The organism is Klebsiella sp. CB_Kp196 (assembly GCF_040061575.1).
GTDB classification, from domain to species: Bacteria; Pseudomonadota; Gammaproteobacteria; order Enterobacterales; family Enterobacteriaceae; genus Klebsiella; species Klebsiella michiganensis.
In genome coordinates, this window is sequence record NZ_JBEAFH010000031.1 from 200,716 (window position 1) to 226,716 (window position 26,001).

The following is a 26,001-nucleotide window of genomic DNA, read 5'->3' on the forward strand; positions in this document are numbered from 1 at the left end:
TTGCAAGCCGCTGCCACACGATGACGGAACAACAAATACAACGTATGAAAAAACGTATTCCCAGCCTCCTGGCCACCATGATTGCCAGCGCCTTGTATAGCCAACAGGGCCTCGCTGCCGATCTCGCCACGCAGTGTATGCTTGGCGTACCAAGCTACAATCGTCCTTTGGTTGAAGGGAAACCCAACGACCTGCCGGTGACGATCGATGCCGATCATGCGAAAGGCAACTATCCTGATAACGCCGTATTTACCGGCAACGTTGATATCAATCAGGGGAACAGCCGACTGCAGGCCGATGAAGTGCAGCTTCACCAGCAGCAGGCCGCGGGCCAGCCGCAGCCGGTGCGCACGGTCGACGCCCTCGGCAACGTTCACTATGACGACAATCAGGTGATCCTCAAAGGGCCGAAAGCCTGGTCGAATCTGAACACCAAAGATACCAACGTCTGGCAGGGCGATTACCAAATGGTTGGCCGTCAGGGGCGCGGTACCGCTGACCTGATGAAACAGCGCGGTGAAAACCGCTATACCATCTTAGAAAACGGCAGCTTCACCTCCTGTTTGCCGGGCTCTGACACCTGGAGCGTGGTCGGCAGTGAAGTCATCCACGACCGCGAAGAACAGGTCGCTGAGATCTGGAACGCCCGCTTCAAGCTCGGTTCCGTACCGATTTTTTATAGTCCCTACCTGCAGCTGCCGGTGGGCGACAAGCGTCGTTCGGGTTTCCTGATCCCCAATGCCAAATACAGCACCAAAAACGGCGTCGAGTTCTATCTTCCTTACTACTGGAACATCGCCCCGAACTTCGACGCCACGCTGACGCCGCACTATATGAGCAAGCGCGGCGGCGTCATGTGGGAGAACGAATTCCGCTATCTGACCAAAGCAGGAACCGGCTTAATCGAGTTCGACTACCTGCCTTCGGATAAAATTTACCAGGACGATCACTCTGGCGACAGCAATAGCCGCCGCTGGCTGTTCTACTGGAACCATTCTGGCGTCGTAGACCAGGTGTGGCGCTTCAACGCCGACTACACCAAAGTCAGCGACCCGGACTACTTTAACGACTTCAGCTCTAAATACGGTTCCAGTACCGATGGCTACGCGACGCAGAAGCTCAGCGCCGGCTACGCGAATCAGAACTTTGACGCCACCGTATCGACCAAGCAGTTCCAGGTCTTTAACCGCGACTCAAGCAACGCCTATTCCGCCGAGCCGCAGCTGGACGTGAACTACTACCAGAACGATGTCGGCCCGTTTGATACCCATCTTTATGGCCAGGCGGTGCATTTTGTTAACTCGAACAGCAGAATGCCGGAAGCAACGCGCGTTCACTTCGAGCCAACCATCAATCTGCCGCTGTCTAACGGCTGGGGAAGCATCAATACTGAGGCAAAACTGCTGGCAACCCATTACCAGCAAAGCAACCTTGATGACTACAACGCGGCCAACGGTACCGATTACAAAGACTCCGTTAACCGCGTCATGCCGCAGTTTAAAGTCGATGGTAAAATGGTTTTCGAGCGCGATATGCAGGAGAACTATACCCAGACGCTTGAACCGCGGATGCAGTATCTGTATATCCCCTATCGTGACCAGAGCAAGATCGGCAGCTACGACTCAACCCTGCTGCAGTCGGACTACAGCGGCCTGTTCCGCGACCGTACCTATAGCGGCCTCGACCGTATCGCTTCCGCCAACCAGGTCTCCACCGGCGTCACATCTCGCGTTTATGATGCCGCCGCCGTTGAACGTTTTAATATTTCCGTTGGTCAAATCTACTATTTCACCGAGGCACGTACCGGTGACGACAACATCAACTGGGAGAACAACGACACGCGAGGTTCACTGGTATGGGCTGGCGATACCTACTGGCGCATCGCCGATGACTGGGGTTTACGCGGGGGAATTCAGTACGATACGCGTCTGGATAACGTCGCAACCGGCAGCGGAACCGTGGAATATCGTCGCGACGAAAACCGTTTAGTACAACTTAACTATCGTTATGCGAGCCCGGAATACATTCAGGCGACCCTGCCGTCTTATTCCACCGCTAAGCAGTACAAAGATGGTATCTCGCAGGTGGGGATGACCGCCAGCTGGCCAATCGTCGATCGTTGGGCAGTCGTCGGCGCGTATTACTACGACACGAATACCAGAAAGTCAGCGAACCAGATGTTAGGGGTTCAGTATAGCTCCTGCTGCTACGCTATCCGCGTCGGCTATGAACGTAAGATCAACGGCTGGGATAACAGCAGCAGCGAAAGCAAATACGACAACACCTTCGGCTTTAACATTGAGCTGCGCGGCCTGAGCTCCAACTACGGTCTCGGCACCCAGCAGATGCTGCGTTCGAACATTTTACCGTACCAGAGCTCCCTGTGATGTGGCTGGTTTACACGTAATCCGCAATTGCGGTTAATTGAAATGGAAAAAGTATGAAGAACTGGAAAACGCTGCTTCTCGGTATCGCCATGATCGCGAATACCAGTTTCGCTGCCCCACAGGTTGTCGATAAAGTAGCGGCTGTCGTCAATAATGGCGTTGTTCTTGAAAGCGACGTCGATGGCTTGATGCAATCGGTAAAACTGAACGCCGGCCAGGCCGGGCAGCAGCTGCCGGATGACGCCACCCTGCGTCATCAGATCCTTGAGCGTCTGATCATGGACCAGATTGTCCTGCAGATGGGCCAGAAAATGGGCGTGAAGATCTCTGACGATCAGCTCGACCAGGCCATCGCCAACATCGCCAAACAAAACAACATGACCATGGATCAGATGCGCAGCCGTCTGGCCTATGACGGTATTAACTACAGCACCTACCGTAATCAGATTCGTAAAGAGATGCTGATTTCGGAAGTACGTAACAACGAAGTCCGTCGTCGTATCACCGTTCTGCCGCAGGAAGTTGAAACCCTGGCCAAACAGATTGGCGATCAGAACGACGCCAGCACCGAGCTGAATCTCAGCCACATTCTGATCCCGCTGCCGGAAAACCCAACGTCCGAGCAGGTGGCAGAGGCTCAGGATCAGGCCAATTCAGTGGTTCAGCAGGCGCGCAGCGGCGCGGACTTTGGCAAACTGGCTATCACCTACTCTGCCGACCAGCAGGCGCTGAAAGGCGGCCAGATGGGCTGGGGCCGGATTCAGGAACTGCCGGGCATCTTCGCCCAGGCGCTGAGCACCGCGAAAAAAGGCGATATCGTCGGCCCGATACGTTCCGGCGTGGGCTTCCATATCCTGAAAATTAACGATATGCGCGGCGGCAGCCAGAACATCTCCGTGACCGAAGTTCACGCTCGCCATATCCTGCTGAAACCGTCGCCGATCATGAACGACGATCAGGCTCGGGCGAAGCTGGAGCAGATCGCGGCTGATATTAAGAGTGGAAAAACCACCTTTGCCAAAGCGGCAAAAGAGTTCTCTGAAGATCCGGGCTCTGCCAACCAGGGCGGTGATTTAGGCTGGGCGACGCCGGATATCTTCGATCCGGCCTTCCGCGACGCCATTCTGCGCCTCAATAAAGGCCAGACCAGCGCTCCGGTTCACTCCTCCTTCGGCTGGCACCTGATTGAGCTGCTGGATACCCGCAACGTCGACAGAACCGACGCCGCGCAGAAAGATCGCGCTTACCGCATGCTGATGAACCGTAAGTTCTCTGAAGAAGCGGCGACCTGGATGCAGGAACAGCGCGCCAGCGCCTACGTGAAGGTTCTGAGCAACTAATTGCATTAGCCTCATACACAACATCGCTCAGGGTGTATCGAGGCGGCTGAGCAAATCGCCCCGGTCTCTGACGGGGGCGACGAAGCGCAGCCAGTAAGAGACCGCCTGAAGGATGACGTGTATGAATCGAGTTGTTATCACTCCCGGTGAACCCGCCGGGATTGGCCCCGACCTCGTTGTGCAGCTTGCGCAGCGCGACTGGCCGGTAGAGCTGGTGATCTGCGCCGATGGCGCTCTGCTGTCTGACCGGGCGAACCTGCTCGGTCTTCCTTTATCGCTTCTGCCATACAACCCCACCGCTCCCGCTACGCCGCAGCGTGCAGGCACCCTGACCCTTCTCCCCGTCGCGCTCAACGCGCCGGTTGAACCGGGCGTGCTCAACGTCAGCAACGGCAGCTACGTGGTGGAAACGCTGGCCCGCGCCTGCGATGGCTGCCTGAACGGCGAATTCGCCGCGCTGATTACCGGGCCGGTGCACAAGGGCATTATTAACGATGCGGGGATCGCCTTTACCGGTCATACCGAGTTCTTTGAAGAGCGCTCGCAGGCCAGTAAAGTGGTGATGATGCTGGCGACCGAAGCGCTGCGCGTGGCGCTGGTGACCACTCACCTGCCGCTAAAAGCGATAAGCGATGCGATTACCCCTGAGCTGCTGCGGGAAATCATCACTATCCTGGATCACGATCTGCGCACCAAATTTGGTATCAGCAACCCACACGTGCTGGTTTGCGGCCTGAACCCGCACGCGGGCGAAGGCGGCCATATGGGGACGGAAGAGATCGATACCATCATTCCGGTGCTCGAAGAGATGCGCGCGAAGGGGATGAATCTCAGCGGCCCGCTGCCGGCGGATACCCTGTTTCAGCCGAAATACCTCGACCATGCCGATGCGGTACTCGCGATGTATCACGATCAGGGCCTGCCCGTGCTAAAATACCAGGGCTTTGGCCGCGGCGTGAACATTACGCTCGGTTTACCATTTATTCGCACTTCCGTTGACCACGGCACCGCGCTTGAACTTGCGGGCCAGGGGAAAGCGGAAGTCGGCAGTTTTATCACGGCGCTTAATCTCGCCATTAAAATGATTGTTAATACTCAATGAATAATCGAGTCCATCAGGGCCACTTAGCCCGTAAACGCTTCGGGCAAAACTTTCTCAACGATCAGTTTGTGATCGACAGCATTGTCTCGGCCATCAATCCACAAAAAGGCCAGGCGATTGTTGAAATCGGCCCCGGCCTCGCCGCGCTGACCGAACCGGTTGGTGAACGCCTCGACCAGCTCACCGTTATCGAGCTGGACCGCGACCTGGCCGCTCGTCTGCAGACGCATCCGTTCCTCGGACCTAAGCTGACGATTTATCAGCAGGACGCGATGACCATGAACTTCGGCGAGCTGTCGCAGAGCATGGGCCAGCCGCTGCGCGTATTCGGCAACCTGCCGTACAACATCTCGACCCCGCTGATGTTCCATCTGTTCAGCTATACTGATGCCATTGCCGATATGCACTTTATGCTGCAAAAAGAGGTCGTCAATCGCCTGGTTGCCGGGCCGAACAGTAAGGCGTATGGTCGGTTAAGCGTAATGGCGCAGTACTACTGCCAGATCATTCCGGTGCTTGAAGTTCCGCCGAGCGCCTTTACGCCGCCGCCTAAAGTCGATTCCGCCGTGGTGCGTCTGGTGCCTTACCGCACGCTGCCGCATCCGGTGAAAGAAGTGCGCGTACTGAGCCGTATCACGACGGAAGCCTTTAACCAGCGTCGGAAAACGATCCGCAACAGTCTCGGCAACCTGTTCAGCGTTGAGGTTCTGACCGAACTGGGCATCGATCCGGCGAAGCGCGCAGAGAATATTTCCGTAGCGCAGTACTGTCAGCTAGCTAACTGGTTATCTGAGAACGCGCCCACCAAGGAGAGCTAACCATGATTAATTCGCCCCGAGTTTGTGTACAGGTGCAAAGCGTCTACATCGAATCGCAATCTTCTCCGCAAGAAGAGCGCTACGTCTTCGCTTATACCGTGACCATTCGCAATCTGGGGCGGACGCAGGTTCAGCTTCTTGGCCGCTACTGGCTTATCACCAACGGCCACGGTCGTGAGACCGAAGTCCAGGGTGAAGGCGTGGTCGGCGAGCAGCCGCATATTCCGGCCGGCGGCGAATATCAATATACCAGCGGCGCGGTCATTGAAACGCCGCTGGGCACCATGCAGGGACATTATGCGATGATCGATGTGAACGGCGCGCCGTTCACCATCGAAATCCCTGTTTTCCGTCTCGCAGTACCCACTCTCATCCATTAAAACATGTCTACATACCTTATTGGCGACGTTCACGGTTGCTACGATGAACTGATCGCATTATTAGAGCAGGTGGAGTTTAACCCTGAGACTGATACGCTGTGGCTCACGGGCGACCTGGTCGCGCGCGGTCCCGGTTCGCTCGAAGTACTGCGTTTCGTGAAACAGCTTGGCGATAGCGTACGCCTCGTTCTGGGCAATCATGACCTGCACCTGCTGGCGGTCTTTGCGGGCATTAGCCGCAATAAACCCAAGGATCGGCTGAAATCGCTGCTTGAGGCGCCGGACGCCGACGATCTGCTCAACTGGCTGCGTCGTCAGCCGATGATGCAAATCGATGAAGAGAAAAAGCTGGTCATGGCCCATGCCGGGATCACCCCGCAGTGGGATCTGGAAACCGCCAAACAGTGCGCCCGCGATGTGGAAGCCGTACTTGCCAGCGACTCCTATCCGTTCTTCCTCGATGCGATGTACGGCGATATGCCGAACAACTGGAGCAACGAACTCAGCGGCCTGGCGCGCCTGCGCTTTATCTCCAACGCCTTTACCCGCATGCGCTACTGCTTCCCGAACGGGCAACTGGATATGTACGCCAAGGAGGCGCCGGAAAACGCGCCCGCGCCGCTCAAGCCGTGGTTTGCTATTCCCGGGCCGGTGGCCAGCGAGTACAGCATTGCCTTCGGTCATTGGGCTTCGCTGGAAGGGAAAGGCACGCCGGAAGGGATTTACGCGCTGGATACCGGCTGCTGCTGGGGCGGCGATCTGACCTGCCTGCGCTGGGAAGATAAAACGTACTTCACGCAGCGATCGAACCGGCAGAGCAATCTTGATGAAGGCGAGGCGATCGCCTCCTGAAGAGAGTCACCCCGGTGAGCGAACGTCACCGGGGAAAACCTTAGCGGCGCTCCAGAATCTCGAAGCAGTAGCTATGGGAATTCTGCGCATCGGCATCGTGGAACTCGCTGAATACCGACTCCCACTCATCCGGATCGTAATCCGGGAAGTGGGTATCCCCTTCCACTTCCGCATCAATATGGGTCAGATAGAGCTTGTGCGCTTTCGGCAGGAACTGCTCGTACACGCGTCCGCCGCCGATCACCATCATCTCTTCCACGTCGCCGCAGGCGGCAATGGCTTCATCGACCGATTTGACCCACTGCACGCGATCGTCGGTGCCGGGCTGGCTGCTAATCACGATATTTTTACGCCCCGGTAACGGACGACCGATGGATTCCCAGGTAAGACGTCCCATCACTACCGGTTTGTTTAAGGTATTGCGCTTAAACCAGGCGAGATCGGCAGGCAGATTCCATGGCATGGCGTTTTCCATACCAATGACGCGATCTACCGCTAACGCCGCAATCAGACTGATCATTGAATAATTCCCGAATGCAAAAAATTGTCGCCACTATACGGAAAGCGTAATACTTCGTCGACTGGGCGAAGAGTAAAGAATCAGAAAATTTTAAGATTTGCTGGCGAGCCCACGTAAGCCCCGTGAGCCGCCAGGCAGGATTTAAATTGAAAACAAAATGTTACTTGTAAAGCTAACGTAACACCCTGAATTCTCCCTTATGCCGAGGGCTTATTTTGCGGCTCATCGGCGATGTCACCGGTATGCCGTCCCTCTTCCGTTCCTTGCCAGCCGTGACGCTGAACCAGCGATAAATGATTGCGGTCTTCGTTGATAATGCCGGTCAGCATATCGCTGGTGCGCTTGAATACCGCCACCCGGGAAGCCGCGTCGTTTTCCGCCATCGCCACCATCTCTTCCACCATTTGCAGATTGAAACGGCGGAACAGATCGGCCCGTTCGCGGGCCTCGTAGGCACCGAGGCCCAGCGCCTCCAGCGTCATGCGTCCGGACTTCAGCGCCGCTTCGAAGGTTTCACGCTCCGGCGCTTCGACCCCGGCCTGGCGCAGCTTGATGTAATGATCGACATCGCGGGCGCGGGAGATGATCTGCAGATGCGGGAAATGCTCTTTTGCCAGCTCCGCCAGCTGCAGGTTCGTCTGCGGATCGTCGATGGCGTTAATCAGCACTTCCGCCTTTTCCGCCCCCGCCGACTCCAGCAGGTCCACCCGCGTCGCATCGCCGTAGAACACCTTCATATCAAATTTACGCAGGGTGTCGACGTGGTCAGGATCGTGATCGAGAATGACCATCTTCACCCCGCTGGAGAGCAGTACGCGGCCGGCGATCTGCCCGTAACGGCCAAAGCCGGCGATAATCACCCGCGGCTGCTCTTCGTCAATTTCATCGGCTTCGCGCTCCTGGCCGCTGGCGGATTTCTCCAGGCGGGTCAGCAGCACCAGCAGGATTGGCGTGGCCGCCATTGATAGCGCCACCGCGAGGGTCAGCGCCTTCGCCCATTCGCCGTCCAGGACATCGGCCATCTGCGCCGCGCCGAAGACCACAAAGGCGAATTCGCTCCCCTGCCCCAGCAGCACCGCAAACCAGCGGCGCTGGGCGCGCGGAACGCCTAACGGCCGGGCGATCAGCCACAGCATCAGGGATTTAATGACCAGGAATCCCACCAGCAGAATCAGGATCCGCAGCGGATGCGTCACCAGGGTACCGAAGTCGATAGACATCCCGACGCCGATAAAAAACAGCCCCAGCAGCAGGCCCTTAAACGGTTCAATATCGCTCTCCAGGGCGTGGCGGTACTCCGAGCTCGCCAGCAGCACGCCGGCGAGGAAGGCCCCCATCGCCATCGACAGCCCGACCTCTTCCAGCAGCAGCCCGAAGCCAAACACCAGGAACAGCGCCACGGCGCTGAAGACTTCACGCAGGCCGGAGCGCGCGACAAAACGCAGCATCGGCCGGGTCAGATAGCGTCCGAGCGCCACCACCAGCGCCAGCGCGCCCGCCACTTTCAGGGCCGAGAGCGCAAACGCGCCCAGCGTCGTCGAGCCGCCGCTCGCCGCCAGCAGCGGGATCATCGCCACCAGAGGAATGGCCGCGATATCCTGGAACAGCAGCACCGCAAAGGCGCTGCGGCCCAGCTGGGTAACCGTCAGGTTACGTTCGTTCATCGCCTGCATAGCGATCGCCGTTGAGGAGAGCGCCAGGGTCATACCAATCAGCTCGGCAACCTGCCAGCGCAGACCCAGCGACATGCAGAACAGGCCAATCAGCACGCCGCAGACGACCATCTGCAGCGCCCCGCCGCCGAACACCGAGGCGCGCAGTTTCCACAGCCGCTGGGGATCGAGCTCAAGACCGATAACGAAAAGCATCAGCACCACGCCGATTTCCGCAAAGTGCAGAATCGACTCGGCGTCGGTGACCAGCCGCAGCCCCCACGGGCCAATAATACAGCCGGCAATTAAGTAGCCGAGCACCGACCCCAGCCCAAGGCGTACGGCAATCGGCACGATCAGCGCGGCGGATCCTAAATAGATCAGCGCCTGTATCAGCGTATGGCTATCCATTATTGTGCGCCTCCTGCCATTCGATTAAACGTTGACGGTAGTGGCGCGCCTGCGCCTGAAGGGTTTCGTCATCGCAGATAAAAGTGCAATGCATCGCGAACGGCGGCAGCCATTTCATGCCGCAATACAGCGCGGTCGCCTGCAGCGGCTGCGCCAGGACGTCGAAACCGGGAAAGGAACCAATATCAAAGTGGCTTTCGCCGCCGCCGGTGGTCACCGCCCACATCAGCGATTTACCGCGCAGCGCGATACCGTTGTGCCCGTATGCCCAGCCGTGCGCCAGCACTTTGTCCATCCACAGCTTGAGCAGCGGCGGCACGCTGTACCACTGCATCGGATGCTGCCAGATGACCAGATCGGCACGGGCCAGCGCCGCCTGCTCGGCAGCGATATCGATATTGAAATCGGGGTAAAGTTGATAGAGAGAGCGTATCTCGACGCCGTCAAGCGTCCCTGCCTGCTCAAGCATCCGCTTATTCGCATGCGAGTGCTGCGGATAAGGGTGCGCATAAATTATGAGGATCATTGATTAGCCTGCGTTAGCTCTTGTTGTAATCAGCAAGAGTGTAGACAGTTAATCGAACCGCTTACAGTGATAAGTGTGATTTATCTCTCGTTCAGGGCGAGGATCGGTCAGGCAAGCGTGACCCCGCGGTACGGGGCCGTGGATAACGCTTAGTTATCCAGTTCGTCCATGGACTTAACCTGATCGCGATTGATCTGCTCGGTGCGGCCGGTTTCCGCGTTTTTGTAAGACACCAGGCCTGTGTCGTCATCCACCTGCGGTTTGCCATCGGTGACAATGGTTTTACCGTCGGTCGTTTTTAGCGACTGATTAGATGAACAGCCGGCCACGGTGAAAAGTGCGGCAGCGGCGAAGATAGCAGCGGTGAGGGGCTTGTTGTGCATGGTGTTTCTCTCCCGTTATTAAGAGCCTATCCCATTAGGACTATTTCACTTGCCATTTTGGACCTGGGCAGTGCTCGAAATCCTCACGTACTACGTGTACGCTCCGGTTTCTCCGCGCTGTCCGTATCCAAACTGGCTGCGCCAATAACGCCTACTGGGATAGGCTCTAAGTCATATTCATTATCACCCTAACCACTTTAGGCTAGCTGACTGTCCGGCGAGAGAAAACCAGAACTCTCCGAAGTGGCCTGTTAACGCCGATCCCCCTGTTTTTGTTCGACGTTCAGCGCCGCGGGGAGCGTCACTTTATTCCGCCCAGGCTTATCGTCACGCAAAAAAAAGCGCCTCCGGCGTTGGCCACCGGAGGCGCTTTTACTGGCAGATAATATTACTTTTTAATCTGCGCGTGCATTTCCTGCACCGAGGTCACTTTTTCCATCGCGTTGGCATTCAGCGCCATTGCGGTCGCGAAACCGCCGTTCAGCGTGGTGTCGTAGTGCACTTTGTATTGCAGGGCGCTGCGGCGAATCAGCTTGGAGTCTTCAATCGCCTGGCGGCCCGCGGTGGTGTTGATGATGTAGGTGTATTCGCCATTCTTGATGCGGTCCTGAATGTGCGGACGGCCTTCATGCACCTTGTTCACCAGACGCGGGTTGATGCCGGCTTCGCCCAGCACAATCGCGGTACCGTGGGTCGCATCCAGCTCGAAACCAAACTTCAGCAGTTTTGCCGCCAGATCCACCACGCGCTCTTTGTCGCCTTCGCGAACGGAGAGCAGCGCGCGTCCCTGTTTCTTCATCGTCGAGTTGCTGCCCAGCTGCGCCTTGGCGAACGCTTCCGCGAAGGTGCGGCCTACGCCCATGACTTCACCGGTAGAGCGCATTTCTGGCCCTAACAGCGGGTCAACGCCCGGGAATTTGTTAAACGGCAGCACCACCTCTTTCACCGAATAGTACGGTGGGATGATCTCTTTCGTGACGCCCTGCTGAGCCAGCGTTTTGCCCGCCATCACGCGCGCCGCGACTTTCGCCAGCGGTACGCCGGTGGCTTTCGAGACGAACGGGACGGTACGCGCCGCGCGCGGGTTGACTTCAATCAGGTAGACTTCGTTGTTTTTGACCGCAAACTGCACGTTCATCAGGCCGCGCACCTGCAGCTCAAAGGCCAGCTTCTGCACCTGCTCGCGCATCACGTCCTGAATTTCCTGGCTCAGGGTGTAGGCCGGCAGCGAACACGCGGAGTCGCCGGAGTGCACGCCCGCCTGCTCGATATGCTCCATGATGCCGCCAATCAGCACCATTTCGCCGTCGCAGATCGCATCGACGTCGACTTCAACCGCATCGTCAAGGAAGCGGTCCAGCAGCACCGGCGCATCGTTAGAGACGCTGACGGCGGTCTGGAAGTAGCGACGCAGGTCGATTTCGTCGTAGACGATTTCCATCGCGCGGCCGCCGAGAACGTAGGACGGACGCACCACCAGCGGGTAGCCAATCTCTTTCGCCTTTTCGACCGCCATTTCGATCGCGGTCACGGTGGCGTTCGCCGGCTGCTTCAGCTTCAGGCGGTCAACCGCGTGCTGGAAGCGCTCGCGGTCTTCCGCACGGTCGATGGCATCCGGGCTGGTGCCGATAACCGGCACGCCTGCCGCTTCCAGCGCGCGCGCCAGCTTCAGCGGCGTCTGGCCGCCGTACTGCACGATAACGCCTTTCGGCTTCTCAATGCGCACGATTTCCAGCACGTCTTCCAGCGTCACCGGCTCAAAGTAGAGGCGGTCGGAGGTGTCGTAGTCGGTAGAGACGGTTTCCGGGTTACAGTTGACCATAATGGTCTCGTAGCCGTCTTCGCGCAGCGCCAGGGAGGCATGGACGCAGCAGTAGTCGAACTCGATGCCCTGGCCGATACGGTTCGGGCCACCGCCGAGCACCATGATTTTGTCGCGGTCAACGGACGGGTTGGCTTCGCACTCGTCTTCATAAGTGGAGTACATGTAGGCGGTGTCGGTAGCGAATTCCGCCGCGCAGGTATCCACGCGCTTGTAGACCGGGTGCAGGTCATACTGGTCGCGCAGCTTGCGGATTTCCGCTTCGCGCACGCCAGCCAGCTTCGCCAGACGCGCATCGGCAAAGCCTTTACGCTTGAGCTGACGCAGGAAGTCGGCGTCGAGGCCGGTAATACCGACTTCAGCCACTTTCTCTTCCAGACGCACCAGCTCTTCAATCTGCACCAGGAACCAGCGGTCGATATTGGTCAGGTTGAACACGCCATCAACGGAGAGGCCCGCGCGGAAAGCGTCAGCGATGTACCAGATACGCTCAGCGCCCGCGTCTTTCAGCTCGCGGCGAATCTTGGTCAACGCTTCCGGGTCATCGAGGCTCACTTTCGGGTCGAAACCGGTAGCGCCCACTTCCAGGCCGCGCAGCGCTTTCTGCAGGGACTCCTGCTGGGTACGGCCAATCGCCATCACTTCGCCCACCGACTTCATCTGGGTGGTCAGACGGTCGTTCGCGCCGACGAATTTTTCAAAGTTGAAGCGTGGGATTTTGGTCACGACGTAGTCGATGGACGGCTCAAACGACGCCGGGGTGCGGCCGCCGGTGATATCGTTCATCAGCTCATCAAGGGTGTAACCAACCGCCAGCTTCGCCGCCACTTTAGCGATCGGGAAGCCGGTGGCTTTCGAGGCCAGCGCCGAGGAGCGGGAGACGCGCGGGTTCATTTCGATAACGATCAGGCGACCATCTTTCGGGTTCACCGAGAACTGAACGTTGGAACCGCCGGTCTCTACGCCGATTTCACGCAGTACCGCCATCGAGGCGTTACGCATGATTTGGTACTCTTTGTCGGTCAGGGTCTGCGCCGGCGCCACGGTGATGGAGTCGCCGGTGTGGATGCCCATCGCGTCGAAGTTTTCGATGGAGCAGACGATGATGCAGTTGTCGTTTTTATCACGCACCACTTCCATCTCGTACTCTTTCCAGCCGATCAGCGATTCATCAATCAGCAGCTCGTTGGTCGGCGAGAGATCCAGACCGCGTTCGCAGATCTCTTCGAACTCTTCGCGGTTGTAGGCGATACCGCCGCCGGTGCCGCCCATCGTAAAGGACGGACGGATGATGCACGGGAAGCCAACTTCAGCGGCAACCGCCAGCGCTTCTTCCATGGTATGCGCGATACCGGAACGCGCGGTATCGAGACCGATTTTCTTCATCGCCACGTCGAAACGGCGGCGGTCTTCGGCTTTATCAATCGCGTCGGCGGTCGCGCCAATCATGGTCACGCCGAACTCGGCCAGCACGCCCTGACGCTCCAGCTCCAGCGCGCAGTTCAGCGCCGTCTGGCCGCCCATGGTCGGCAGAACCGCATCCGGACGCTCTTTCTCAATGATCTTGCGCACCACTTCCCAGTGAATCGGCTCGATGTAGGTGGCATCGGCCATTTCCGGGTCGGTCATGATAGTGGCCGGGTTAGAGTTCACCAGAATAACGCGGTAGCCCTCTTCGCGCAGTGCTTTACACGCCTGGGCGCCGGAGTAGTCAAACTCACACGCCTGACCGATAACAATCGGGCCCGCGCCCAGAATCAGGATGCTTTTTATATCTGTACGTTTTGGCATGGCTCTCTTAACTCCTGATTATTTCGCGGACTGACGGTACTGCTCAATTAATTCGATAAAATGGTCGAACAGCGGTGCGGCATCGTGCGGGCCGGGGCTCGCCTCCGGATGTCCCTGGAAGCTGAACGCCGGTTTATCGGTACGGTGAATCCCCTGCAGGGTGCCGTCGAACAGCGACTTGTGGGTCACGCGCAGGTGGGCGGGCATAGACGCCTCATCCACCGCAAAGCCGTGGTTCTGCGCGGTGATCATCACCACGTTGTTATCAATATCTTTTACCGGATGGTTGCCGCCGTGGTGGCCGAACTTCATCTTCACGGTCTTCGCGCCGCTCGCCAGAGCCAGCAGCTGGTGGCCGAGGCAGATGCCGAATACCGGAATATCGGTCTCCAGGAACTTCTCAATCGCTGCGATAGCGTAGTCGCAGGGCGCCGGGTCGCCGGGACCGTTAGACAGGAAGATACCGTCCGGATTCATCTTCAGCACCTCTTCAGCGGAGGTCTTTGCCGGCACCACCGTCAGACGGCAGCCGCGATCGACCAGCATGCGCAGGATGTTGCGCTTGGCGCCGAAATCGTAGGCCACCACGTGGAACGGCAGCTCGCTTTCCGCTTTGGCTTCCGGCAGGTCGCCCGCCAGCGTCCAGCTCCCCTGCGTCCAGCTGTAGGTTTCTGCGGTGGTCACTTCCTTCGCCAGATCCATGCCGTTGAGGCCCGGGAACGCTTTCGCTTTTTCCAGCGCCAGCTGCGCATCCGGGCTATCGCCGGCGATGATGCAGCCGTTCTGCGCGCCTTTTTCGCGCAGCAGGCGGGTCAGCTTACGGGTATCGATATCGGCAATCGCCACGATATTGTGGCGCTTCAGATAAGAAGAGAGGTCTTCGGTATTGCGGAAGTTGCTGGCAATCAGCGGCAGATCGCGAATGACCAGACCCTGCGCATGTACCTGAGAAGATTCTTCATCGGCGGCATTGGTGCCGACGTTGCCGATATGGGGATAAGTTAGAGTGACGATTTGGCGGGAATAGGAAGGATCAGTGAGGATTTCTTGATAACCGGTCATTGAAGTATTGAAAACGACTTCCCCAACCGCCGTGCCGGTAGCCCCAATGGCCCGACCGTGAAACTGGGTTCCGTCTTCCAGAACCAATAGCGCTGACTTAATCAAAACACCCTCCAGAGAATATCCACTCACTTTATTTGCATATTAATTCATAATGTAGATCTGAATCAATGCAAATCTGTTGCCCGCAGAATTTTGGCAAACGGCGGCATTCTGGAGAGATGGCGGGTAAAAGTCAACTTAAAGCGGATATTTTTAATCTTGTTTCAGGCAACTATTCAGCAATACCTGTCTTAACGGGCAAAAAGATCACCTAACTTGCCCGGGAAAACGCTTGCGGAGGAGGATGTTTGTAAAATCGCCGGGCAGGGATTGAAAAAGTAGACCATATGGTCAAAATTTACAATAAAACAACAAAAACAAGGCGGATAAGATAGTATTTTTCAGGCTTGGCGATAAAAAATTGGTTAAACGCCAAAAATAAAAAAGGGCAATAAAACATTGCCCCTTGCAATCAATCACTTATTGAAAGCAATAACCACATCACGATGGGTAATAATCGTTATAAAGAATTCAATTCAAGCACGTCACGCATATCAAAAAGACCGTTTTTCTTGCCTTTTAGCCATAAAGCGGAACGAACGGCACCATTTGCGAAAGTCATCCGACTGGAAGCCTTATGGCTGATTTCAATACGTTCGCCGATATCCGCAAACATCGCCGTATGTTCGCCGACGATATCCCCGGCGCGCACGGTCGCAAAGCCGATGGTGCCGGGAACGCGTTCGCCGGTATAGCCTTCTCGACTGTAGACCGCACACGCTTTCAGATCTTTATCCAGCGCTCCGGCAATCGCCTCGCCCATCGCCAGCGCCGTACCCGATGGCGCATCCACTTTGTGACGATGATGCGCTTCGATAATCTCAATATCGGTATAGTCGCCCATCACCTTCGCCGCTTTTTCCAGCAGCTTAAGCATCACGTTGACGCCGACGCTGAAGTTGGCGGCAAACACGATGGCGATCTCCTGCGAAGCGTCGCGAATCGCCTGCTTCCCGGCGTCGTCAAACCCGGTGGTGCCGATAACCATGCCTTTGCCGTGTTGACGGCAAAACGCAAGATGGGCCAGCGTGCCTTCCGGGCGGGTAAAATCGATGAAAACGTCAAAATCGTCTTTTACCGCCTCGAGGCTGCTTTGCACCACCACCCCTGACCTGCCCGCGCCCGCCAGCTCGCCCGCATCGCTGCCGAGCAGCGAGGAACCTTCGCGCTCCAGCGCCGCGCCAAGCGCCGCGCCGTCCATCTGCTGTACCGCCTGAATTAACTGGCGTCCCATCCGGCCGCCCGCGCCCGCGATGGCCACGCGGATTTGTGCATCATGCATAGCTATTCTCTTTTGTTAACACTACGTAAATTGTTTTCAGAGTAACCAGCTCATTGATGGGCCGCTACTCAAAAACACCGATAATTAGAAATTTATGACAAACTGCCGCCGATATCAGTAAAAACTATAAGATTGTGCCGGGAATTTGCCGTGGAGTAGTGAGAAGCGAGGAGCGCGCGCAGTCCGCAACCCCGGTCCGGCCCTGTATGGCCAATCCGGGGAATACGGCGACAGAAAAGCAGCGATTAGTGCAGGAACAGCTCGCCGGCCGGGAAACCGGACAGGAACCAGGTGACCGCCAGCAGGTCGGCGCTACCGCCCGGGCTAAGGTGGCGAATAATCAGCTCATCATCCAGCCGGCGCAGCGCCTCCAGCCCGCCGTCGGTCAGCACCCCGCCTTCCCACAGCAGCTTTTGCGCCTGCTGCTGCACAAAATTGAGCCCTTCCAGCCCGCCGCGCGACACCAGATTGGTATCGTCATTCCAGGCCATCAGGTGCAGCAGAGTCTGCAGTAACGCCAGATTGGTATCGCCGGTGTCCGCCATAACGCGATTGAAGACCGGCATCGCCTGGGTGCGCACGGTGCGAAAGCCGCTTTCCGCTTCGCCTCTGGCGCCGGAGAGCCCGTAGCGCAGGAAATGCTCTTCGCCTTTACTGACCTTCATTCCTTCTGGAGAGGAGAGCTCGCGCCCGACCAGGCCGCGGCAGAAGCGGGCCACCCGATCGCAAACCCGGTGCTGTTCAACCGGCTCCCCTCTGGCCACCAGCCTTCCCGCCGCCGCGCTGAGCAGGCCAAAAGCGAAGATCGCGCCGCGATGGGTATTCACCCCGCCGGTAGACTCCAGCATATCCGTCTCGCACGCCATGCCCACCGGACGCAGCATCGTCAATACCTGCTCCGGCGTGATATTGGCCGTGTCGTGGCCCATAATGAAAAACTTCTCCATCCATGGCGCGACAGCCGCCGTGCTGGCCTCAAAAGAGGCCAGATCCATATCCCGATGCGCGCCGGCGTTACGAATATCCACCAGGCCCGGTTTCGGCGTCAGGCGGACTTCGGTCAGCAGCGCCCGTTCCACGCGAGAAACTATCTCCTCCGCCGTCACCGTTTGACGGCTCAACGGGCGACGCTGGCTTATCATCACTTCGCTCATGCCTTTCTCCTCAGCGCGTTTAACCGGCGCTTTTAACCTGATGAATGACATCAATCACTGACCCGTCGCGATAGCGCACCACGGCCACCACCCGATCGGTGAAGGCGATCGGGTCAGGCTTGCCGGTCAACAGTTCGGCGCGCTGCTGCAGCTCTTCAATGGTCAGCAGCGGGATACCCGCGTTACGCAGGTTATCAATCAGGTCCTGACGCGCCGGGTTGACGGCGATACCGTGATCGGTGACCAGCACATCCACGCTGGCGCCCGGCGTCACGCGAGTCAGCACCTTCTCCACCACGCACGGGATGCGCCCACGCACCAGCGGCGCGGTGATAATGGTTAAATCCGCGCCCGCCGCCGTATCGCTGTGGCCGCCGGACGCGCCGCGCAGCACGCCGTTGGAGCCGGTCATCACGTTAACGTTGAATCCGGTATCGATCTCCAGCGCGCTCAGCATCACCACGTTCAGGCGTTCGCAGGAGACGCCTTTCGAACCGGGATTGGCGTACTGATTAGCGGAAATTTCAATATGGTTAGGGTTATTGGCCAGCGAACGCGCGGCATCGCCGTCAAAAGACTGGGTATCCAGCAGCGCTTTGATCAGCCCCTTTTCGTGCAGATCGACCATCGTGCCGGTGATCCCGCCCAGACCAAAGCTGGCGGTAATGTTGTTACGACGCATCTTATCTTCGAGGAAACGGGTCACCGCCAGCGATGCGCCGCCGGTCCCCGTCTGCAAAGAGAAACCGTCTTTGAAATAGCCAGAGTGTTCGATCACCTTCGCCGCCTGGCGGGCGATCAGCAGTTCGCGCGGGTTGCTGGTCAAACGGATCGCCCCGGCGGTGATTTTCGCCGGATCGCCGACCTCATCGACCTGCACAATCAGATCCACCCGATCCTGGGCGATGCTGGCCGGATAGTTTGGATAATCTACCCACTCTTCGGTGAGCAGCACCACGCATCCGGCGGCCTCGGCATCCACTCTGGCGTAGCCCAGAGATCCGCAGCGGGATTTACCGCTAAAGCCGTTGGCGTTGCCATATTCATCGCAGCACGGCACGCCGAGGAACGCCACATCAATGCGTAGCTCACCGGTTTGCACTAAATGCGCCCGGCCGCCGTGAGAGTGGATTTGTACCGGGTTTTCCATCAGGCCGGCGGAGATCGCTTCGCCCAGCTTACCGCGCAGACCCGAGGTATAAATCTGCCGGATCACGCCATTCTTAATATGCTCAATCAGCGGCCAGTGGGCATCGATAAGCGAGCTTGAAGCCAGCGTCAGATCGCGAAAACCCATCTCAGCCAGCTTCGCCACCACCATATTGACCACCTTGTCGCCGCCGCGGAAGGCGTGGTGAAAAGAGATGGTCATGCCGTTTTGCAGCCCGGAACGGCGAATCGCCTCCTCCAGCGAGGCGCAGATTTTACGCTGCCGCTTTTCGCTTTCGCTGGCCAGCCACGGGCTCTGCGCCGTTACGCCCGCATAGGGCGCTAATCCTTCCGGCATCACGTACTGCTGATTAAGCATTGCTACGGTCTCTTTCATTATTTACTCCTTAATCACGAATGCCGGAAGCCGACAGCGCCACGACTTTGCGAGCATGATCGATAATCGGTCCATCTATCATCTTGCCGTTCAGCGATACCACGCCCAGACCGCGCGCTTCCGCCTCTTCCGCCGCCGCGATCACCTCCCGCGCATGTTCAACGTCTTTCAGCGTGGGGGCATAAACCTGGTGCAGCAGCTCAATCTGGCGCGGGTTAACCAGCGATTTACCGTTAAAGCCAAGATTCTTCGCCAGATTCGCTTCCGCGAGGAAACCCTCTTCATTGTTAATATCCGACCACACCACGTCGTACGCCGCGATCCCGGCGACTCGCGCCGCGTGCAGCACCGCGCAGCGGGCGTAAAACAGCTCGGTGCCGTCGCCGCGGCTGGTGCCCATATCCATAACGTAATCGAAGGCCGCCAGCGCGATGGCCGACAGGCGCGGGCTGGCGCGAGCGATCTCAACCGCGTTCACTACGCCCAGCGCCGACTCTATCGCCGCCATTAATTTCGTGCTGCCCACTTCCCGGCCGCATTCGCGCTCAATCCGCTCGACCTGCGCTTCCAGCTCATGGATATCTTCTTTGCTATCGGTTTTCGGCAGGCGCACCATATCGACGCCCGCGCGCACCACCGCCTCAAGGTCGGCGAGACCAAACGGCGTGCTGAGCGGGTTAATGCGCACCACGGTTTCCACATCCCGGTAGAGCGGATGCTGTAGCGCATGATGCACCAGCAGGCGGGCGGTATCTTTTTCACGGAGCGAGACGGCATCTTCGAGGTCGAACATCACCGCATCAGCGCCGTAAACAAATGAGGTGCTTAACATCGCGGCGTTGGCGCCGGGGATAAACAGCATACTGCGACGAGGTTTCATAGCTGACTCCAGTGCGGTTGAGATTGTTGCGCAGCGCGCAGCGCCGCGGCCTGAACGCGAGCCTTCAGTACGCATTCGAGCGCGCCTTTATCATCGACGACGACGTTCGCCCGGGTAACGCCAAGCTGCGTCAGCGTCTCTCTGACCACCCGCTCAATCGCCGCGCCAAACTGCTGCTTCACAATGCTGTCGATTTCAAGCTGAATACCTGGCTCATTCGCAGGCCCGATCCTGACCATCACATCGCTGGATTCCAGCGTGCCGGCCAGGGCGTCAATCATCATTTCCATAGAGGCTGATCCTTAGTTATGGAGGTAAATCAGGCGGTTTGGTGTTCGCTTTCCGCCAGATGCATCAGAAAAGAGAGGGTTACCGGCGGCACCAGCGGCGCAATCGACGACCACTGGCGCTGCTGATACAGCCTGCGCACCCGGGAAGCGGAAATGGGCGCGCCCTCTTTCTCAACCCGCGCCAGCTCAACCACCTGAATCGCCGGCGCGTCGCCGGGCGCTTCCAGCAGCTGGCGCATGCGCTGGTTGTAGCGACGGGTTAATTCACACAGCGGTTCGCTGCCGACAAAGCGGTGGGTCACGCCCAGCGCCGGGGCTAAACGTTCGCGAAAGAGCTGCAGATCGATCTGGCTGTGGCAATCGTCAACCACGCCTTTGTCTTTTAGGAAGTAGCCGGGAAAAGTGGCGCGCGAGATCAGATAGGCCGACCCCGGATGCAGGGTCACGTTGGCGATCCCGGCGATCCCCTGTTCAATCAGCGCCACGCGATCGCGGTAGCGGAAAAACGAAGCATCTTCCTTCACCACGAACAGATGCAGCCAGTCGCAGCGTTGAGCCGCCTGCTCCACCAGCCAACGATGCCCCAGGGTAAAGGGATTGGCGTTCATCACGATGGCGCCGATTTTTTCGCCGGGCTGACGATACATCGTAAGCTGGCGGCAATAGCGGGCCAGACGTTCGCGGCTATTTTCCATTAACACGGCCTGCTCCCCCGCGCGGGCGATAGGCCAGAACCCGGCGCAGGAGAAGAGCTCCGCGTTATAGGGTTTAGTGAACAGAAACAGTTCGCTGCGGCCCAGCTCATACCCCAAGGTCATCAGTTCAGTCAGCAGCTTCAGGCTGAGCCCTTCCCCCTGCAGCGACGGGTCGACGGCAATACACTTCAGAACGCATCCGGCAATGGCGCCGCAGCTGACAATGCGCCGCTGGTACTCGACGATAATCGCCCATTCGCAGTCCGCCTCCAGCGAGAGCTGGTGCTGATGAAGAAAGAGGTCAACGGCCTCTCGCCGCCGGGGGTCGAGCTGTACCGCGACGCGTTTTACTATCAGATTCATTTTTTTCGCGCTTCATTGACCTAAACGAGCTGTATTTCGCCATCGTTCCCGCAGCGGTTCTTTTATTTCAATCACATTTTTCCGCGTACCTTAATTGGCTTTATGGTTTTTATGTTGTTAATTAATTCAGAAGAATAAAAACAATTAAATTAATTAAAAACACGACTAATCAGTGAAGATAATCACATATCGCCGGGGAACATATTTATTATTATGCCGCCGTCCTATTATTGTTTTTTCTAACGGCATTAATACACAAAATCATTCAAGTTGCATCGAGGCGGTAACTGAATGAATCCCCAGGAGCTTACGCATAGTAAGTGACTGGGGTGAGTGAAGGCTGCCAACAAAGAGGCAGCTTGAAGGATGATGTGTATATTCCTTTTTTTAACAGGGTGACGTCATATGACTAATATGAGCCAGGCTCCATCTGCGGAGAAAAAAGGGGTTAGCGATATTCTGGGGTTTAAAATCTTCGGCATGCCGCTACCGCTTTACGCCTTTGCGTTAATCACTTTACTACTTTCACACTTTTATAATGCCCTGCCGACCGACATTGTTGGTGGCTTCGCGATCATGTTTATTATTGGCGCCGTTTTTGGCGAAATTGGCAAACGCCTGCCAATCTTCAATAAATATATTGGCGGCGCGCCGGTGATGATCTTCCTCGTGGCCGCCTATTTCGTTTACGCCGGCATTTTCACCCAGAAAGAAATTGATGCGATCACTAATGTGATGGATAAAAGTAACTTCCTGAACTTATTCATCGCAGTATTGATTACCGGCGCAATCCTCTCGGTTAACCGTAAGCTGCTGCTGAAATCTCTGCTGGGTTATATTCCGACCATTTTAATGGGGATCCTCGGCGCATCCATCTTCGGGATTATCATTGGCCTGTGCTTCGGTATCTCCATCGACCGCATCATGATGCTGTACGTCCTGCCGATTATGGGCGGCGGCAACGGCGCGGGCGCGGTGCCGCTGTCTGAAATTTATCACTCCGTCACCGGCCGTTCGCGTGAAGAGTACTACTCCACCGCGATTGCTATCCTGACCATCGCCAACATCTTTGCCATCGTCTTTGCCGCGCTGCTCGATATTATCGGTAAAAAACACACCTGGCTGAGCGGTGAAGGCGAACTGGTGCGTAAAGCCTCCTTTAAAGTCGAAGACGATGAAAAAGCGGGCCAGATTACCCATCGCGAAACCGCCGTCGGCCTGGTGCTCGCCACCACCTGTTTCCTGCTGGCCTACGTTATTGCCAAGAAAATTTTGCCAAGCATTGGCGGCGTCTCTATCCACTATTTCGCCTGGATGGTGCTGATCGTCGCGGCGCTGAACGCTTCCGGCCTCTGCTCGCCGGAGATTAAAGCTGGCGCCAAACGCCTGTCTGACTTCTTCTCTAAGCAGCTGCTGTGGGTACTGATGGTCGGCGTCGGCGTGTGCTACACCGACCTGCAGGAAATTATCGACGCGATTACCTTTGCGAACGTCATCATCGCGGCGGTAATCGTGGTGGGTGCGGTCATCGGCGCGGCCATCGGCGGCTGGATGATTGGCTTCTTCCCGATTGAGTCCGCGATCACCGCCGGTCTGTGCATGGCCAACCGCGGCGGCTCGGGCGACCTGGAAGTGCTCTCTGCCTGTAACCGTATGAATCTTATCTCTTATGCGCAAATCTCCTCCCGTCTGGGCGGCGGTATTGTGCTGGTCATCGCCAGCATTGTGTTCGGCATGATGATGTAACCAACACGCACGATGGCGATGTTTGAGCGTCAACCACAGCGGTGCTCTTTAGGGTCCAGAGCCGGGGGCGGCTTCGGGAAATCCACCCTACTCCTTAGCCGGAAGTATCGTTTGGTTAGCCTTCAAACACGCCGTCGTGCCCTTACTTTAGGGTCTTTCAATGACTGAAGCTGTACTGCTGGGTGAAGGCTTCACCCTGATGTTCCTCGGCATGGGGTTCGTGCTGGCGTTTCTGTTTCTGCTGATTTTCGCCATCCGCGGCATGTCCGCCGCCGTCAACCGCTTCTTCCCCGAACCGGCTCCCGCGCCGAAGGCCGCACCCGCCGTCGCCGCGCCCGCTGACGACTTCGCCCGCTTAAAGCCGGTGATTGCCGCCGCTATCCACCACCATCGCCGACTTAACCCTTAATTCACGGAGGAATCCATGACCGTTGCCATTACCGATGTCGTCCTGCGCGACGCCCACCAGTCCCTTTTCGCCACCCGCCTGCGCCTCGACGATATGCTCCCCGTTGCGGCCGCCCTCGATAACGCGGGCTACTGGTCCCTTGAATGCTGGGGCGGCGCCACCTTTGACGCCTGCATCCGCTTCCTCGGCGAGGACCCCTGGGTGCGCCTGCGCGAGCTCAAAAAGGCCATGCCGAAGACCCCGCTGCAGATGCTGCTCCGCGGCCAGAACCTCCTCGGCTACCGCCACTACGCCGATGACGTGGTGCAGCGCTTCGTCGAGCGCGCCGTCAAAAACGGCATGGACGTGTTCCGCGTCTTCGACGCCATGAACGACCCGCGCAATATGCAGGCCGCCCTGCAGGCGGTGCGCAGCCACGGCGCCCACGCCCAGGGCACGCTCTCCTACACCACCAGTCCGGCCCACACCCTGCAGACCTGGCTCGACCTGACCGAACAGCTGCTGGAGACCGGCGTCGATTCCATCGCGATTAAGGACATGTCCGGCATTCTCACCCCGATGGCGGCCTTCGAGCTGGTGAGCGAAATCAAAAAACGCTATGACGTCAGGCTGCACCTGCATGCTCATGCCACCACCGGGATGGCGGAGATGGCCCTGCTGAAGGCCATCGAGGCCGGCGTCGACGGCGTCGATACCGCCATCTCTTCCATGAGCGCCACCTACGGCCACCCGGCCACCGAGGCCCTGGTGGCGACGCTGGCAGGCACAAAACATGACACCGGGCTGGATATCCTGAAGCTTGAGAACATCGCGGCGTACTTCCGCGAGGTGCGCAGGAAATACCACGCCTTTGAAGGCCAGCTGAAGGGCACCGACAGCCGTATCCTCGTGGCCCAGGTGCCGGGCGGGATGCTCACCAACCTTGAGGGCCAGCTGAAGCAGCAGAACGCCGCCCACCGTCTGGATGAGGTGCTGGCGGAAATCCCCCGCGTGCGCGAGGACCTCGGCTTTATCCCGCTGGTCACCCCGACCTCGCAGATTGTCGGCACCCAGGCGGTGCTTAACGTGCTGACCGGCGAACGCTACAGAACCATCGCGAAGGAGACCGCCGGGATACTGAAGGGCGAGTACGGCCACACCCCGGTGCCGGTCAACGCGGCATTACAGGCGCGCGTGCTGGACGGAGCAGAGGCCATCACCTGCCGTCCGGCGGACCTGCTGAAGCCGGAACTGGCGCAGCTGGAAGCCGACGTGAAGCGCCAGGCGCAGGAGAAGAATATTCAGCTTGCCGACAACGCCATCGACGACGTGCTCACCGTGGCCCTGTTCCCGCAGGTCGGCCTGAAGTTCCTTGAGAACCGCCATAACCCGGCGGCGTTCGAGCCGCTGCCTCAGGCTGAAGAGGTCAAACCTGCTGTGAAAGCAGAGAAACCGGCCGCCTCCGGCGTCTACACCGTGGAAGTGGAAGGCAGGGCCTTTGTGGTGAAGGTCAGCGACGGCGGCGATATCAGCCCGCTGACGGCAGCGGCCCCCGTTCAGGCCACGGCCCCCGCAGCCGCCCCGGCAGGCGCCGGCACCCCGGTGACCGCGCCGCTGGCGGGCACCATCTGGAAGGTCATTGCCACGGAAGGCCAGACGGTGGCCGAGGGCGACGTGCTGCTGATTCTGGAAGCCATGAAGATGGAAACCGAAATCCGCGCCGCGCAGGCCGGGACCGTGCGCGGTATCGCGGTGAAATCCGGGGACGCGGTGGCGGTGGGCGACACCCTGCTGAGCCTGGCGTAAGGAAGAGGAACGGAAATGGAAAGTCTGAACGCCCTGATTCAGGGCATGGGGCTGATGCACCTCGGCGCCGGCCAGGCCGTCATGCTGCTGGTGAGCCTGCTGCTGCTGTGGCTGGCCATCGCGAGGAAGTTCGAGCCGCTGCTGCTGCTGCCGATTGGCTTCGGCGGCCTGCTGTCGAATATCCCGGAGGCCGGGCTGGCGCTGACCGCCCTGGAGAGCCTGCTGGCCCACCACGACGCCGGGCAGCTGGCGGTGATTGCCGCGAAGCTCCACTGTACGCCGGATGTCCACGCCATCAGGGAGGCGCTGGCCCTGGCCCTGCCGTCGGTGCAGGGGCAGATGGAGGACCTCGCCGTGGATATGGGCTACTCCGCCGGGGTGCTGGCCATCTTCTATAAGGTCGCCATCGGCTCGGGTATCGCCCCGCTGGTGATTTTTATGGGCGTCGGGGCGATGACCGACTTCGGCCCGCTGCTGGCCAACCCGCGCACCCTGCTGCTGGGGGCGGCGGCGCAGTTCGGCATCTTCGCCACGGTGCTGGGGGCGCTGACGCTGAACTACTTCGGCATCATCAGCTTCACCCTGCCGCAGGCGGCGGCCATCGGCATCATCGGCGGCGCGGACGGCCCGACGGCGATTTATCTGTCAGGCAAGCTGGCGCCGGAATTACTCGGGGCCATCGCGGTGGCGGCGTACTCGTATA

Annotated in this window: 22 protein-coding genes; 10 read left to right on the forward strand and 12 right to left on the reverse strand. The window is 58.3% G+C overall.

The window, feature by feature from the left end:
* The first annotated feature begins 44 nt into the window (after positions 1–44).
* From lptD to apaH, 6 genes are all read left to right on the forward strand, one after another.
* Positions 45–2,387: an LPS assembly protein LptD gene (gene lptD, locus ABLU87_RS05655; protein WP_014227893.1), complete on the forward strand. Its 2,343-nt coding sequence runs from the start codon at positions 45–47 to the stop codon at positions 2,385–2,387.
* Between the two features lie 53 nt (positions 2,388–2,440).
* On the forward strand, positions 2,441–3,727 hold the full coding sequence (surA, locus tag ABLU87_RS05660) for a peptidylprolyl isomerase SurA (RefSeq protein ID WP_004098530.1): 1,287 nt from the start codon (positions 2,441–2,443) through the stop codon (positions 3,725–3,727).
* A gap of 112 nt (positions 3,728–3,839) precedes the next feature.
* Positions 3,840–4,829 carry a 4-hydroxythreonine-4-phosphate dehydrogenase PdxA gene (gene pdxA, locus ABLU87_RS05665; RefSeq protein ID WP_025106472.1) on the forward strand — a complete coding sequence of 330 codons (990 nt, stop codon included), beginning with the start codon at positions 3,840–3,842 and terminating at the stop codon, positions 4,827–4,829.
* Positions 4,826–5,647, forward strand: a complete 822-nt coding sequence (rsmA, locus tag ABLU87_RS05670; RefSeq protein WP_004098527.1) for a 16S rRNA (adenine(1518)-N(6)/adenine(1519)-N(6))-dimethyltransferase RsmA — start codon at positions 4,826–4,828, stop codon at positions 5,645–5,647. The genes pdxA and rsmA overlap by 4 nt, the downstream gene beginning before the upstream one ends.
* 2 nt (positions 5,648–5,649) lie before the next feature.
* Entirely contained in the window at positions 5,650–6,027 is a 378-nt protein-coding gene (apaG, locus tag ABLU87_RS05675) for a Co2+/Mg2+ efflux protein ApaG (RefSeq protein WP_004098526.1), read from the forward strand.
* A gap of 3 nt (positions 6,028–6,030) precedes the next feature.
* Complete coding sequence (gene apaH / locus ABLU87_RS05680; RefSeq protein ID WP_014227890.1) at positions 6,031–6,879, forward strand: bis(5'-nucleosyl)-tetraphosphatase (symmetrical) ApaH; 849 nt, start codon at positions 6,031–6,033, stop codon at positions 6,877–6,879.
* Between the two features lie 40 nt (positions 6,880–6,919).
* On the opposite strand, the gene folA is transcribed toward apaH, so the two are convergent.
* The 12 genes from folA to citC all read right to left on the reverse strand — a co-directional run bounded on the left by folA (position 6,920) and on the right by citC (position 21,358).
* Positions 6,920–7,399: a type 3 dihydrofolate reductase gene (gene folA, locus ABLU87_RS05685; protein WP_004098524.1), complete on the reverse strand. Its 480-nt coding sequence runs from the start codon at positions 7,397–7,399 to the stop codon at positions 6,920–6,922.
* 197 nt (positions 7,400–7,596) lie between these two features.
* The gene (gene kefC, locus ABLU87_RS05690; RefSeq protein ID WP_014227889.1) at positions 7,597–9,462 is read right to left on the reverse strand and encodes a glutathione-regulated potassium-efflux system protein KefC; all 1,866 of its coding nucleotides are present in this window, start codon (positions 9,460–9,462) and stop codon (positions 7,597–7,599) included.
* Entirely contained in the window at positions 9,455–9,988 is a 534-nt protein-coding gene (kefF, locus tag ABLU87_RS05695; RefSeq protein WP_004098522.1) for a glutathione-regulated potassium-efflux system oxidoreductase KefF, read from the reverse strand. The genes kefC and kefF overlap by 8 nt, the downstream gene beginning before the upstream one ends.
* Positions 9,989–10,137: 149 nt before the next feature.
* The gene (locus ABLU87_RS05700) at positions 10,138–10,371 is read right to left on the reverse strand and encodes a YgdI/YgdR family lipoprotein (RefSeq protein ID WP_014227888.1); all 234 of its coding nucleotides are present in this window, start codon (positions 10,369–10,371) and stop codon (positions 10,138–10,140) included.
* A gap of 388 nt (positions 10,372–10,759) precedes the next feature.
* Entirely contained in the window at positions 10,760–13,984 is a 3,225-nt protein-coding gene (carB, locus tag ABLU87_RS05705; RefSeq protein ID WP_014837385.1) for a carbamoyl-phosphate synthase large subunit, read from the reverse strand.
* 18 nt (positions 13,985–14,002) lie between these two features.
* Entirely contained in the window at positions 14,003–15,151 is a 1,149-nt protein-coding gene (gene carA / locus ABLU87_RS05710; protein WP_014837384.1) for a glutamine-hydrolyzing carbamoyl-phosphate synthase small subunit, read from the reverse strand.
* A gap of 457 nt (positions 15,152–15,608) precedes the next feature.
* Positions 15,609–16,430, reverse strand: a complete 822-nt coding sequence (gene dapB, locus ABLU87_RS05715) for a 4-hydroxy-tetrahydrodipicolinate reductase (protein ID WP_004098517.1) — start codon at positions 16,428–16,430, stop codon at positions 15,609–15,611.
* Positions 16,431–16,675: 245 nt separating this feature from the next.
* A complete protein-coding gene (gene citG / locus ABLU87_RS05720; RefSeq protein ID WP_122117752.1) occupies positions 16,676–17,584 on the reverse strand; it encodes a triphosphoribosyl-dephospho-CoA synthase CitG in 909 nt (302 codons plus the stop codon).
* Positions 17,585–17,603: 19 nt separating this feature from the next.
* On the reverse strand, positions 17,604–19,130 hold the full coding sequence (gene citF, locus ABLU87_RS05725) for a citrate lyase subunit alpha (protein ID WP_085520376.1): 1,527 nt from the start codon (positions 19,128–19,130) through the stop codon (positions 17,604–17,606).
* Between the two features lie 10 nt (positions 19,131–19,140).
* Positions 19,141–20,010, reverse strand: a complete 870-nt coding sequence (citE, locus tag ABLU87_RS05730; protein WP_025106468.1) for a citrate (pro-3S)-lyase subunit beta — start codon at positions 20,008–20,010, stop codon at positions 19,141–19,143.
* The gene (citD, locus tag ABLU87_RS05735) at positions 20,007–20,300 is read right to left on the reverse strand and encodes a citrate lyase acyl carrier protein (RefSeq protein WP_014227881.1); all 294 of its coding nucleotides are present in this window, start codon (positions 20,298–20,300) and stop codon (positions 20,007–20,009) included. Before citD ends, citE begins: the two co-directional genes overlap by 4 nt.
* 29 nt (positions 20,301–20,329) lie before the next feature.
* The gene (citC, locus tag ABLU87_RS05740; protein WP_064358609.1) at positions 20,330–21,358 is read right to left on the reverse strand and encodes a [citrate (pro-3S)-lyase] ligase; all 1,029 of its coding nucleotides are present in this window, start codon (positions 21,356–21,358) and stop codon (positions 20,330–20,332) included.
* 405 nt (positions 21,359–21,763) lie between these two features.
* On the opposite strand from citC, the gene citS reads away from it, so the two are divergent.
* The 4 genes from citS to ABLU87_RS05760 form a co-directional block, all read left to right on the forward strand.
* Positions 21,764–23,104 (forward strand): citrate/sodium symporter CitS, encoded by a 1,341-nt coding sequence (citS, locus tag ABLU87_RS05745; protein ID WP_047724529.1) that lies wholly within the window; start codon positions 21,764–21,766, stop codon positions 23,102–23,104.
* Positions 23,105–23,264: 160 nt separating this feature from the next.
* Complete coding sequence (locus ABLU87_RS05750) at positions 23,265–23,513, forward strand: oxaloacetate decarboxylase subunit gamma (protein WP_196942119.1); 249 nt, start codon at positions 23,265–23,267, stop codon at positions 23,511–23,513.
* A gap of 15 nt (positions 23,514–23,528) precedes the next feature.
* Positions 23,529–25,298 carry a sodium-extruding oxaloacetate decarboxylase subunit alpha gene (oadA, locus tag ABLU87_RS05755; RefSeq protein ID WP_348868967.1) on the forward strand — a complete coding sequence of 590 codons (1,770 nt, stop codon included), beginning with the start codon at positions 23,529–23,531 and terminating at the stop codon, positions 25,296–25,298.
* A 15-nt stretch (positions 25,299–25,313) separates the two neighbouring features.
* Positions 25,314–26,001: sodium ion-translocating decarboxylase subunit beta (locus ABLU87_RS05760; RefSeq protein WP_348870676.1), on the forward strand; the 688-nt coding region annotated here is incomplete at its 3' end.